This window comes from Kosakonia sp. N21 (assembly GCF_050587465.1).
Lineage (GTDB): Bacteria > Pseudomonadota > Gammaproteobacteria > Enterobacterales > Enterobacteriaceae.
In genome coordinates, this window is record NZ_JBOBHR010000002.1 from 73,218 (window position 1) to 85,362 (window position 12,145).

11 protein-coding genes and 5 tRNA genes are annotated in these 12,145 nt (G+C 54.0%); 7 read left to right on the plus strand and 9 right to left on the minus strand.

Annotated elements, in window-relative coordinates:
- Positions 1-206: 206 nt before the first annotated feature.
- The 5 genes from galE to gpmA all read left to right on the plus strand — a co-directional run bounded on the left by galE (position 207) and on the right by gpmA (position 5,425).
- Positions 207-1,223 carry a UDP-glucose 4-epimerase GalE gene (gene galE / locus ACQ3G7_RS04105; RefSeq protein WP_430888951.1) on the plus strand — a complete coding sequence of 339 codons (1,017 nt, stop codon included), beginning with the start codon at positions 207-209 and terminating at the stop codon, positions 1,221-1,223.
- A gap of 10 nt (positions 1,224-1,233) precedes the next feature.
- Positions 1,234-2,280 carry a galactose-1-phosphate uridylyltransferase gene (galT, locus tag ACQ3G7_RS04110; protein ID WP_430888952.1) on the plus strand — a complete coding sequence of 349 codons (1,047 nt, stop codon included), beginning with the start codon at positions 1,234-1,236 and terminating at the stop codon, positions 2,278-2,280.
- A 2-nt stretch (positions 2,281-2,282) separates the two neighbouring features.
- Complete coding sequence (gene galK, locus ACQ3G7_RS04115; RefSeq protein ID WP_263097471.1) at positions 2,283-3,431, plus strand: galactokinase; 1,149 nt, start codon at positions 2,283-2,285, stop codon at positions 3,429-3,431.
- Positions 3,425-4,465: a galactose-1-epimerase gene (gene galM / locus ACQ3G7_RS04120; protein ID WP_263097472.1), complete on the plus strand. Its 1,041-nt coding sequence runs from the start codon at positions 3,425-3,427 to the stop codon at positions 4,463-4,465. Before galK ends, galM begins: the two co-directional genes overlap by 7 nt.
- A 207-nt stretch (positions 4,466-4,672) precedes the next feature.
- Positions 4,673-5,425 carry a 2,3-diphosphoglycerate-dependent phosphoglycerate mutase gene (gene gpmA, locus ACQ3G7_RS04125; protein ID WP_263097473.1) on the plus strand — a complete coding sequence of 251 codons (753 nt, stop codon included), beginning with the start codon at positions 4,673-4,675 and terminating at the stop codon, positions 5,423-5,425.
- A 56-nt stretch (positions 5,426-5,481) separates the two neighbouring features.
- Here the strand turns inward: gpmA and aroG are convergent, their stop codons facing one another.
- Positions 5,482-6,534, minus strand: a complete 1,053-nt coding sequence (aroG, locus tag ACQ3G7_RS04130; RefSeq protein ID WP_263097474.1) for a 3-deoxy-7-phosphoheptulonate synthase AroG — start codon at positions 6,532-6,534, stop codon at positions 5,482-5,484.
- A gap of 318 nt (positions 6,535-6,852) precedes the next feature.
- Here aroG and ACQ3G7_RS04135 point away from each other — a divergent pair, with 318 nt between their 5' ends.
- Both ACQ3G7_RS04135 and zitB read left to right on the plus strand, forming a co-directional pair.
- Positions 6,853-7,248 carry a protein YbgS gene (locus tag ACQ3G7_RS04135; protein ID WP_430889331.1) on the plus strand — a complete coding sequence of 132 codons (396 nt, stop codon included), beginning with the start codon at positions 6,853-6,855 and terminating at the stop codon, positions 7,246-7,248.
- Positions 7,249-7,358: 110 nt separating this feature from the next.
- Complete coding sequence (gene zitB, locus ACQ3G7_RS04140) at positions 7,359-8,291, plus strand: CDF family zinc transporter ZitB (RefSeq protein ID WP_263097475.1); 933 nt, start codon at positions 7,359-7,361, stop codon at positions 8,289-8,291.
- On the opposite strand, the gene pnuC is transcribed toward zitB, so the two are convergent.
- The 8 genes from pnuC to cpoB form a co-directional block, all read right to left on the minus strand.
- The gene (gene pnuC / locus ACQ3G7_RS04145; RefSeq protein WP_430888953.1) at positions 8,288-9,007 is read right to left on the minus strand and encodes a nicotinamide riboside transporter PnuC; all 720 of its coding nucleotides are present in this window, start codon (positions 9,005-9,007) and stop codon (positions 8,288-8,290) included. The genes zitB and pnuC overlap by 4 nt on opposite strands.
- Before the next feature lie 42 nt (positions 9,008-9,049).
- Positions 9,050-10,093, minus strand: coding sequence for a quinolinate synthase NadA (gene nadA / locus ACQ3G7_RS04150; RefSeq protein ID WP_263100936.1), 1,044 nt, complete (start codon positions 10,091-10,093; stop codon positions 9,050-9,052).
- Positions 10,094-10,382: 289 nt separating this feature from the next.
- A tRNA-Lys gene (locus ACQ3G7_RS04155) sits at positions 10,383-10,458 on the minus strand.
- Positions 10,459-10,600: 142 nt separating this feature from the next.
- A tRNA-Lys gene (locus ACQ3G7_RS04160) sits at positions 10,601-10,676 on the minus strand.
- Between the two features lie 134 nt (positions 10,677-10,810).
- Positions 10,811-10,886 (minus strand) — tRNA-Lys (locus ACQ3G7_RS04165).
- A 3-nt stretch (positions 10,887-10,889) separates the two neighbouring features.
- A tRNA-Val gene (locus ACQ3G7_RS04170) sits at positions 10,890-10,965 on the minus strand.
- 127 nt (positions 10,966-11,092) lie between these two features.
- Positions 11,093-11,168: transfer RNA gene (locus tag ACQ3G7_RS04175), tRNA-Lys, on the minus strand.
- Between the two features lie 165 nt (positions 11,169-11,333).
- Positions 11,334-12,140 carry a cell division protein CpoB gene (gene cpoB, locus ACQ3G7_RS04180; protein WP_430888954.1) on the minus strand — a complete coding sequence of 269 codons (807 nt, stop codon included), beginning with the start codon at positions 12,138-12,140 and terminating at the stop codon, positions 11,334-11,336.
- Positions 12,141-12,145 lie beyond the last annotated feature (5 nt).

Here is a 12,145-nt window from a genome sequence, read left to right on the forward strand (position 1 = left end):
TTTGCTGCACAGCAGTAAAGGGTTTTTCGGACTTATCACAATCACCGGGCAAAGCCAGTTATTGCGGGGTTTTTCCGGCGGTTGCCAGCGAAACCGGCGAACAGAGAGCGCAGTGTAAACGATTCCACTATTTTATCCCATGTCACAGTTTTCACCTCTCTGTTATGCTAAGGTTTGTTCATACCATATGCCTAATGGAGTTAAATATGCGAGTTTTGGTTACAGGTGGTAGCGGTTACATTGGCAGTCATACCTGCGTCCAACTGCTGCAAAATGGCCATGATGTCGTCATTCTCGACAACCTTTGCAACAGTAAACGTAGCGTACTGAAAGAGATCGAACGCTTCGGGGGTAAGACCGCGCTGTTTGTCGAAGGTGATATTCGCGATGAAGCCCTGCTGGCGGAAATTCTCCACGACCACGCCATCGAAGCCGTGATCCATTTCGCCGGGCTGAAAGCCGTGGGTGAATCCGTGGCGAAACCGCTGGAATATTATGACAACAACGTAAACGGCACGCTGCGTCTGATTAGCGCCATGCGCGCCGCCAACGTGAAAAACTTTATTTTCAGCTCCTCCGCCACCGTCTACGGCGACCAGCCGAAGATCCCTTACGTTGAAAGCTTCCCCACTGGCACACCGCAAAGTCCGTACGGCAAAAGCAAACTGATGGTCGAGCAGATCCTGACTGACCTGCAAAAAGCGCAACCGGACTGGAGCATCGCGCTGCTGCGTTACTTCAACCCGGTTGGTGCGCATCCATCAGGCGATATGGGCGAAGATCCGCAGGGCATTCCAAACAACCTGATGCCGTACATTGCTCAGGTGGCAGTGGGCCGTCGCGATTCGCTGGCGATTTTCGGCAGCGATTACCCGACGCCGGACGGCACTGGCGTACGTGATTACATTCACGTGATGGACCTGGCGGACGGCCACGTTGCCGCCATGCAGCAACTGGCGGGCAAACAAGGCGTGCATATTTATAACCTCGGCGCAGGCGTTGGCAGCAGCGTACTGGACGTGGTTAACGCATTCAGCAAAGCCTGCGGTAAACCGGTGGCATGGCACTATGCGCCGCGCCGGGACGGCGATTTACCCGCTTACTGGGCAGACGCAACCAAAGCGGATAAAGAGCTGAACTGGCGGGTCACCCGCACCCTCGACGAAATGGCAGAAGATACCTGGCGCTGGCAGTCCCGCCATCCGCAGGGCTATCCCGATTAAAGGAAAGGCAATGACGCAATTTAACCCGGTTGATCATCCGCATCGCCGTTATAACCCGTTAACTGGTCAGTGGATCCTGGTTTCACCGCATCGCGCTAAGCGCCCCTGGCAGGGGGCGCAGGAGACGCCGGCGAAACAGACGCTGCCCGCTCATGACCCGGACTGCTTCCTCTGTCCGGGAAATACCCGTGTGACCGGCGATAAAAACCCGGATTACACCAGCACCTACGTGTTTACTAACGACTTTGCCGCGTTGATGACCGACACGCCGGAAGCGCCGGAAAGCACCGATCCGCTGATGCGCACCCAGAGCGCGCGCGGCACCAGCCGGGTTATCTGTTTCTCTCCGGATCACAGCAAAACGCTGCCGGAACTGAGCGTCAGCGCCCTGGAAGAGGTGGTCACCACCTGGCAACAGCAAACGGCTGAACTGGGTCAGACCTATCCGTGGGTGCAGGTATTTGAAAACAAAGGTGCGGCGATGGGCTGTTCCAACCCGCATCCGCACGGTCAGGTTTGGGCAAATAGCTTCTTACCTAACGAAGCCGAACGCGAAGATCGTCTGCAAAAAGAGTACTTTGCCGAACATCACTCGCCGATGCTGGTGGATTATGCACAACGTGAGCTGAAAGATGGCAGCCGTACGGTGGTGGAAACGGCGCACTGGCTGGCCGTTGTGCCTTACTGGGCGGCATGGCCATTCGAAACCCTGCTGCTGCCGAAAGCGCATGTGCAACGCATTACCGGGTTAAGCGATGAACAGCGTAGCGACCTGGCGCTGGCATTGAAAAAGCTGACCAGCCGCTATGACAACCTGTTCCAGTGCTCCTTCCCTTACTCGATGGGCTGGCACGGTGCACCTTTTAACGGCGAGGAGAATCATCACTGGCAGCTTCATGCCCATTTCTACCCGCCGCTGCTGCGTTCCGCCACCGTGCGTAAATTTATGGTCGGCTATGAAATGCTGGCTGAAACCCAGCGCGATCTGACAGCAGAACAAGCCGCCGAGCGCCTGCGCGCCGTGAGTGACATCCATTTTCGCGAATCCGGAGAATAACAATGAGTCTGAAAGAGATCACCCAATCCCTGTTTGCTGAAAAATTCGGCTACCCTGCCACCCACACCATTCAGGCACCGGGCCGCGTTAACCTGATCGGTGAACACACCGACTATAACGATGGTTTTGTGCTGCCTTGCGCTATCGATTATCAAACCGTCATCAGTTGCGCCACGCGCACCGATCGCATGGTGCGGGTGATTGCCGCCGATTACGCGAACCAGAGCGACGAGTTCTCGCTCGATGCGCCGATTGTCGCGCATGACAACCAACAGTGGTCGAACTACGTGCGCGGCGTGATAAAACACCTGCAAAAACGGGATGCGAACTTTGGCGGCGCCGATCTGGTGATCAGTGGTAACGTGCCGCAGGGCGCAGGTTTAAGCTCTTCCGCCTCACTCGAAGTGGCAGTCGGCACCGTGTTCCAACAGCTTTATCACTTACCGCTGGATGGCGCGCAGATTGCGCTGAACGGCCAGGAAGCGGAAAACCAGTTTGTGGGCTGTAATTGCGGCATCATGGATCAGCTTATCTCCGCGCTGGGGAAAAAAGGCAGTGCGCTGCTGATCGACTGTCGTTCGCTGGGCACCAAAGCCGTTTCCATGCCGCAAGGCGTGGCGATTGTGATCATTAACAGTAACTTCAAACGTACACTGGTGGGCAGCGAGTACAATACCCGTCGCCAGCAGTGCGAAACCGGCGCGCGTTTCTTCCAGCAAAAAGCCCTGCGCGATGTCAGTCTCGATCAGTTTAATGCCGTTGCGCATGAGCTGGATCCACTGGTAGCCAAACGCGTGCGCCACGTGCTGACCGAAAACGCCCGCACTGTAGAAGCAGCAGACGCACTGGAGAAAGGCGATTTGCAGCGCATGGGCGTGCTGATGGCGGAATCCCACGCATCGATGCGCGATGATTTTGAAATCACCGTGCCGCAAATCGACACGCTGGTGGAGATTGTCAAAGCCACCATCGGCGATAAAGGCGGCGTGCGCATGACCGGCGGCGGTTTCGGCGGCTGTGTTGTCGCGCTGGTGCCGGAAACGCTGGTTCCGGCGGTGAAAGAGGCGGTGGAGCGTCAGTACGAAGCAAAAACCGGCATCAAAGAAACCTTCTATGTATGCAAACCTTCACAGGGAGCAGGACAGTGCTAAACGAATCCTCTGCGGCGGCCCCCGATGGGCTGCCCTTTCGTCTGATCACCCTGCGCAATCGCGCGGGGATGGTGGTGACACTGATGGACTGGGGCGCAACGCTATTATCCGCACGCGTTCCTTTACAGGATGGCTCGGTGCGCGAGGCGTTGCTCGGTTGCGCGACGCCAGAGCACTACCTTCAGCAGGCGGCGTTTCTCGGCGCATCCGTGGGGCGTTACGCTAACCGCATTGCGAAAAGCCGCTTTGAACTGGGTGGACGAACTTACGCGCTGACACCAAGCCAGGGCGAAAATCAGCTACACGGCGGCCCGGAAGGTTTTGATAAGCGCCGCTGGCGCATTGAGCGTCAGAATGATAACGAAGTGGTGTTCGTGCTGAACTCACCGGATGGCGATCAAGGGTTCCCCGGTAATGTCCATGCCAGAGCGCATTTCCGCCTCGGCGACGATCACCGTCTGGCTATCGAATATCGCGCGACGACCGATCAACCCTGCCCGGTAAACCTCACCAATCACGCTTACTTTAACCTTGATGGCGAACAGTCAGACGTGCGCAATCATACCCTGCAGATTCTGGCAGATGCCTATCTGCCGGTAGACAGCATGGGTCTGCCGACCGAGGGTCTGAAAAACGTGGCGCAAACCAGTTTTGACTTCCGGGAACCGAAAACCGTGGCGCACGATTTTCTGACCGATGACGATCAGCGTGCGGTCAAAGGCTACGATCACGCATTTTTATTGCAGGCTCGGGGCGATGTCAGTCAACCGGCGGCCCATGTCTGGTCAGCAGACAAGCAGCTGGAAATGGCGGTTTATACCAGCGCACCTGCGCTGCAGTTCTATTCCGGCAACTATCTCGACGGCACCCCCGCGCGCGGCGGTAAAACCTACACGGCCTGGCAAGGTCTGGCGCTGGAAAGCGAATTTTTACCCGACAGCCCTAACCGCCCGGATTTCCCGCAACCGGACTGTGTTTTACTCCCCGGCGATGTCTACGCCAGCCTGACGGAATATCACTTTATTCCGCATTGATCCCCCGCCCTCCCGATGGAGGGCTTTTTTTTCATCATCTTGCTGAAATAAACGCCAGTTATCGACAAAATCGCAACCCCTGATTCACAAGCACCTTACACTGAGCGGCTATTTTCGCTATGGTTAAGGGTAATCGTTGCCGTGGGTCTCGCCCCGGCAATATAATGAGAATTGTTATCATTCAATCAGGCTCACAGGAGTAAGTGTATGGCTGTTACTAAGCTGGTTCTGGTTCGTCACGGCGAAAGCCAGTGGAACAACGAAAACCGCTTCACCGGTTGGTACGATGTCGATCTGTCAGAGAAAGGTGTTGGCGAAGCGAAAGCAGCAGGCAAGCTGCTGAAAGAAGAAGGCTACACCTTCGATTTTGCTTATACCTCTGTGCTGAAACGTGCCATCCATACGCTCTGGAACGTTCTGGACGAACTGGATCAGGCATGGTTGCCGGTAGAGAAAAGCTGGAAACTGAACGAACGTCACTACGGCGCGCTGCAAGGTCTGAACAAAGCAGAAACCGCTGAAAAATACGGTGACGATCAGGTCAAACAGTGGCGTCGCGGTTTTGCCGTTACCCCGCCTGCGCTGACCAAAGATGATGAGCGTTTCCCGGGCCACGATCCGCGTTATGCGAAACTGACCGATGCAGAACTGCCGCAGACCGAAAGCCTGGCGCTGACCATCGATCGCGTGATCCCGTACTGGAACGAAACCATCCTGCCGCGTCTGAAAAGCGGTGAGCGTGTGATCATCGCCGCTCACGGCAACTCCCTGCGCGCGCTGGTGAAATACCTGGACAACATGAGCGAAGAAGAGATCCTCGAACTGAACATCCCGACCGGCGTACCGCTGGTGTATGAGTTCGATGAAAACTTCAAACCGCTGAAACACTACTATCTGGGCAACGCGGATGAGATCGCCGCGAAAGCTGCCGCTGTGGCCAATCAGGGTAAAGCGAAGTAAGTTTTCAGCCATAAAAAAAGCGTGGAGAGATCCACGCTTTTTTATTGGCTCAATGATTAGCGACGGCGCGCTTTCACGGCATCCGCTAACTGGCGCAGAAGCGCATCGGTATCTTCCCAGCCAATACACGCATCGGTAATGCTTTTACCGTACACCAGCGGCTCGCCGCTCTCCAGACTCTGATTGCCTTCCACCAGGTGACTTTCAATCATCACACCGATGATGGATTTTTCCCCACCGGCGATTTGCTGACAAACGTCAGTGCCTACGTCCATCTGCTTTTTAAACTGTTTGCTGGAATTGGCATGGCTGAAGTCAATCATCACCTGCGGTTCCAGACCCGCCTTACCAAGGCCAGTTTTCACCTCAGCAACATGTTTTGCACTGTAATTCGGCTCTTTGCCGCCGCGCAGAATAATATGGCAGTCGTTGTTACCGGCCGTATTCACAATGGCGGAGTGACCCCATTTGGTCACAGACAAGAAGCAGTGCGGCGCGCTGGCGGCATTGATCGCGTCGATCGCCACTTTGATGGTGCCATCGGTACCGTTTTTAAAGCCTACCGGGCAGGAGAGACCTGAGGCCAGTTCACGGTGCACCTGCGATTCCGTCGTACGTGCGCCAATCGCCCCCCAGCTCATCAGATCCGCCATGTATTGCGGCGTGATCATATCCAGAAACTCCCCTGCCGCCGGCAAACCAGCATCGTTGATTTCCAACAGTAACTTACGGGCAATTCGCAGGCCGTCGTTGATCTGGAAACTGTTATCCATATGCGGATCGTTAATCAGCCCTTTCCAGCCGACGGTGGTGCGTGGTTTTTCAAAATAAACACGCATGACCACTTCCAGCTCGCCCTTCAGCTCTTCACGCAGCGCCAGCAAACGTGAGGCGTACTCCTTCGCAGCAACAGGATCATGAATCGAACACGGGCCAATCACCACCAGCAGACGATCATCATTACCCCGCAGGATCTTGTGAATCGCTTTGCGGGCATGCGAAACCGTATTTGCAGCCTTTTCAGTGGCGGGGAATTTTTCAAGGAGTGCTACGGGGGGTAATAACTCATTGATCTCTTTGATACGTAAATCGTCGTTCTGATAATTCATGATCTTTCCAGTGTCGCCATACTTTTTGTAATGAATGCAATCTTTCCAATCTATCTCGTCAGCCATGAAGTGTAAACGTGATTTTACACTTCGGACGGATAATTCCTGGAATCGCGCAAAAAGACGTCAGAAAGTAGCGAGCCTCTACATCGGGGCTACACTTTTTAACGGTAAACACTTTATTTTTGCACTTTATCGCTATTCCATGCTGCCGTAACGGTAAGCATTGGCATGTTCGACCACTGAGCGTGATAACTCGTTCGCGCTGCTTTTACCGCCTTACGGCATGGTAAAAACGACCAGAACAGGAGCATCATGATGAAAATGAATAAATTAGCGACGCTTTTCCTCACCACGACATTGGCCCTGTCAGGCGGCGCCGCCTGGGCTGCGGATACGACATCAGGAACCACAGACAGCAGTAACGGGCAGGCGAATGCCGCAGCCGCGGCAGGTCAGCCAGCACCGGATGCGCACCAGAACCTTGTACCGAAGGAATCCGATAGCAGCAAAATTAATACCGGCGATAGCAACAGCGGCACGATGCTGCATCCCAACGGCGGCACCTCGTCGACTCAACATATGAGCAAAGACGAGGTGCATAAAAACTCTATGTGTAAAGATGGTCGCTGTCCGGACATCAACAAAAAAGTTGAAACCGGTAACGGCACCAATAATGACGTCAATACCAAAACGGACGGCACCACGCAGTAACGCATGAAGGGGTAAAAAAGGAGAGCTTCGGCTCTCCTTTTTTATCGCCACCGCGCAAAAATCTGCAATGATGTAAGTCGCTAAGAACAACAAGGAGACGGATCACAACCATGGCGCATTCACACTCGCACGCTCCGGCGGATGCTAATGTCCGCCGCTTATCGCTGGCCTTTGGCGTAACCGCTGTTTTTATGCTGATTGAGGTTGCAGGCGGCCTTTTTTCAGGCTCACTGGCGCTGCTCGCCGATGCGGGTCATATGCTGACCGACGCTGCGGCCCTGCTTTTTGCGCTGCTGGCTGTGCATTTCGCCCGTCAGCCACCCAGCACAAAACGTACCTTTGGTTGGCTACGCCTTACCACACTGGCCGCTTTCGTCAACGCGCTTGCACTGGTGCTCATCACCGTCCTTATTGTCTGGGAAGCGTTTCAGCGCTTTTCACATCCGCAGCCTGTTGCAGGGGCAACCATGATGGTGATCGCCATTGCCGGGCTGCTGGCGAATGTGCTGGCGTTTTGGTTACTGCATCGTGGAAGCGAGGAGAAAAACCTCAATGTTCGCGCCGCCGCGCTGCACGTGCTGGGCGATTTGCTCGGCTCCGTTGGCGCAATCATCGCCGCGTTGATTATTCTGTTCACCAACTGGACGCCGATCGATCCGATCTTGTCAGTGCTGGTTTCATTACTGGTGCTGCGCAGCGCATGGCGGTTGCTGAAAGAGAGCGTCAATGAGTTGCTGGAAGGCGCACCTGGCTCGCTGGACATTGGCGCGCTCAAACGCCATCTGCACCGGGCTATTCCGGAAGTGCGCGATGTTCATCATGTTCATGTCTGGCTGGTCGGAGAAAAACCGCTGATGACCCTGCATGTGCAGGTTATCCCACCGCGCGATCATGACAAACTGCTCGGCGATATCCAGCATTTCCTGATGCATCATTATGCTATTGAACATGTGACGATACAGATGGAGTACCAGCCCTGTAACGGGCCAGACTGCCATCTGGGCGAGACGCAGCCTGACCCACACCCTTCACACCACCATTAGTGAGAAAACGCGTGAGACCCGCGCTCACGCGCGCTGTTAATCCACATCCGGCTGCCATTAAGCGCGATAAAGGTCAGCAGCATATACTCCAGCGACATGGCCCATACGCCTTGCAGCGCGAAAATCACCACGCTAATCACGTTGATAATGACCCATAGCAGCCAGTTTTCGACGTATTTGCGGGTCATCAGGATCATCGCCACAATGGAAAGCACCATCATGCTGGAGTCCCAGAACGGGAACGCATCCGGTTGTAGCGTTGGCATTGCGACGTTAATCCCCACGGTTTGCATCGCAGCCACCGCAATTTTTGTCAGCACGGCAAATACCGGGTCGATAAAAAATGTCATTAACCCGATGGCCAGTACGCAGATCGCCAGCCAGGTGATTGCTTTTGATAAGGGCAGCCAGCGGATTTGCAGCGCCGCTTCGTTTTGCGATGTCTGCCGTGACCAGGCGTACCAGCCGTAGATGTTTGCAGCAAAGAAAAAGAGCTGCAGCAGCAGGCTGGCATAGAGTTGGATCTGGAAGAAGATGATGGCGAACAACGTTACGTTGATAAGCCCGAAGGCGTAATTACTGATTTTCTCCAGGCTTGCCAGCCAGATGCACAGCAAGCCCGCCAGCGTTCCTGTCGCTTCAATCCATGAGAGATCGTACCCACCGGCGCCAATCGGAATATGCACCAGGATATTCTGTGTACTAAAAAAATCCATTCTTTCCCCAGAGCGTAATACTACGCGTGACCATCATTCATTTTAAGAACGTAGTGTAGCTGCAAAATCAAGCATGCGGTTAAGTGGTAGCAGTGCGCCTTCCCGCAAGGCGGCATCAACGTGGATCTCGTGCGCTGCACCGCCGTTTTCCAGCCCTTCCGCAATCGCTTTCAGGCCGTTCATCGCCATCCACGGGCAATGCGCGCAGCTCCGGCAGGTCGCCCCCTCCCCGGCCGTTGGCGCTTCGAGTAACTCTTTCTCCGGCACGGCCTGCTGCATTTTGTAAAAAATACCGCGGTCAGTGGCGACGATCAGTTGCTGATGCGGCAGCGTTTTAGCGGCATTAATCAACTGGCTGGTCGATCCTACCGCATCGGCCAGGTTAACTACCGATTGCGGAGATTCCGGGTGCACGAGAATAGCGGCGTCCGGGTACAACGCTTTCATCCGCATCAGCGCCTGGGTTTTGAACTCGTCATGCACAATACATGCACCCTGCCAACACAGCACATCTGCGCCCGTTTGTTTCTGCACGTAGCTTCCCAGATGACGATCCGGTGCCCAGATAATCTTTTCACCGAGACTGTCGAGGTGCTCAATCAGCTCAACTGCAATGCTGGAAGTCACCACCCAGTCGGCGCGGGCTTTTACCGCCGCTGAGGTATTGGCATAGACCACCACGGTGCGATCGGGATGCGCATCGCAAAAGGCGGTAAATTCATCAATCGGACACCCCAGATCCAGCGAACACTCAGCATTGAGCGTCGGCATCAGGATGGTTTTTTCCGGACTGAGAATTTTGGCGGTTTCGCCCATAAAACGCACGCCTGCCACTAACAGCGTTGAAGCCGGATGTTTAGCACCAAAGCGCGCCATTTCCAGAGAGTCTGAAATACAGCCGCCGGTCTCTTCCGCCAGTTGCTGGATTTCCGGATCGGTATAGTAGTGAGCCACCATCACCGCGTTACGCTCTTTCAGCAGGCGTTTGATTTTTTCGCGGTAAAACGCTTTTTCATCCTGACGCAACGGCGCGGGTTTGGGAGGGAAAGGATAGATTGCAGCTTCGGGATCGAACATTACGCTCATCATGCTTACTCGTTTTGCTTGCTTAACTAAATAACCAGAACAACGGTTCATAATGGCGTCATCGCGCCACGCGTGTTTTGTATACTAAACAAGATAGCCGATTACACAAAAAATGTCGTGGGGAATTTTCAAAAGTACGCGGTTATCATCGGGCAAGATGCACCCGTAGCCTGTAGAAGTGCTAAGCGCAGCACGCATTCCTGGTGGAGGGGGGGTTGCACATTATCCGGATAACGGTTTTTGCGGAAAACAGAAAGCAAAAAAGCGCCTTTAGGGCGCTTTTTTACATTGGTGGGTCGTGCAGGATTCGAACCTGCGACCAATTGATTAAAAGTCAACTGCTCTACCAACTGAGCTAACGACCCCTTACGGGATTGTTCTTCGAAGTTAACCATCACTAGTCAAAGTGGTGGGTCGTGCAGGATGACTCGGCTTCGCCTCGCCCTACGGGCCGTTGCTCACGCAACGTTATCCTTCACGTTCTACCCTTTCACCGATCTTTAAAATTGGTGGGTCGTGCAGGATTCGAACCTGCGACCAATTGATTAAAAGTCAACTGCTCTACCAACTGAGCTAACGACCCATACGGGTAGTGACTTCGAAGATAATTTTACTTTGGCCCACATTACGTGGTGGGTCGTGCAGAATGAGTGCCTACAGGCTTGTGGCTGAAGCAACGCTATCCTTCACGTTTAACGTCATCACAGGACGTTAAATTGGTGGGTCGTGCAGGATTCGAACCTGCGACCAATTGATTAAAAGTCAACTGCTCTACCAACTGAGCTAACGACCCGAGTGGTGGGTGATGACGGGATCGAACCGCCGACCCCCTCCTTGTAAGGGAGGTGCTCTCCCAGCTGAGCTAATCACCCGATACTACGCTGGATACTGCTTTAAGTGGTGGGTCTTACAGGATGATTCAGCTTTCGCTTCGTCTTTCGGGGCGTCGCTACGCAACGTGGTCCTTTACCTTCTGCATTACCACTACTGTTCAAAAGTTGGTGGGTCGTGCAGGATTCGAACCTGCGACCAATTGATTAAAAGTCAACTGCTCTACCAACTGAGCTAACGACCCAACTTTTGCATTGCTTCCGGTTTATGTGATATCCCGTGGCAACGGCGGCATATATTACTGATTTAAGAATTCAGCGCAACAACAATTTCGATGTAACTCACTTAACTGCTTATGATTCAGGCGACAAGACCAGAAAAAACACGATTTCTGGTCATGCGCTATGCATTACATCGAACCAAGGCGTTTTTGCGCTTGTTTGGCGCCATCGGTACCAGGGTATTTACTGACCACCTGCTGGTAAACCGCTTTCGCTTTTGCGCTGTCCCCTTTGTCCTGCATGATCACGCCGACTTTAAACATCGCATCGGGCGCTTTCGGCGACTTAGGGTAGTTCTTCACCACAGAGGCGAAGTAGTAAGCAGCGTCGTCTTTTTTACCCTTGTTGTAATTCAACTGACCGAGCCAATAGTTGGCATTCGGGATATAGGTTGAATCCGGGTATTTTTTGACGAAATTCTGGAAAGCAGCGAGGGCATCGTCCTGGCGGGATTTATCCTGCACCAACGCAATCGCAGCATTGTAATCGGTATTGGCGTCGCCGCTCTGTACCGGTGCGCCAGAACTGGTCGCCCCCGTATTTGCTGCGCCGCTATCCGCCGCTGGAGCCTGAGCGGAACCACCCTGATCGCCAGAAGCTTGCTGCGTCTGACCCGCAGCAGCACCGCTACCAAGATTGTTCATTTGCAACAGGATTTGCTTCTGCTGCTCAACAACCTGATTCAGCTGATACTGGCTTTCCTGGATTTGCCCACGAAGCGTATCAATATCGGCCTGATTATCAGAGAGTTGTTGCTGAAGTTGGGTTAAAAGCTGGCTGTGAGCATTGGAAATACGCTCGAGTTGAGTGACACGGTCTTCGACCGAGCCTGAGCCGACACTACTGATTGGCGCCTGAGCATTAGCGGCCCAGGGGGCCGCTATGCCAACCAGTAACGACAGACTCAACAGATGATGTCTGAAGTTACTGCTCATGCAAT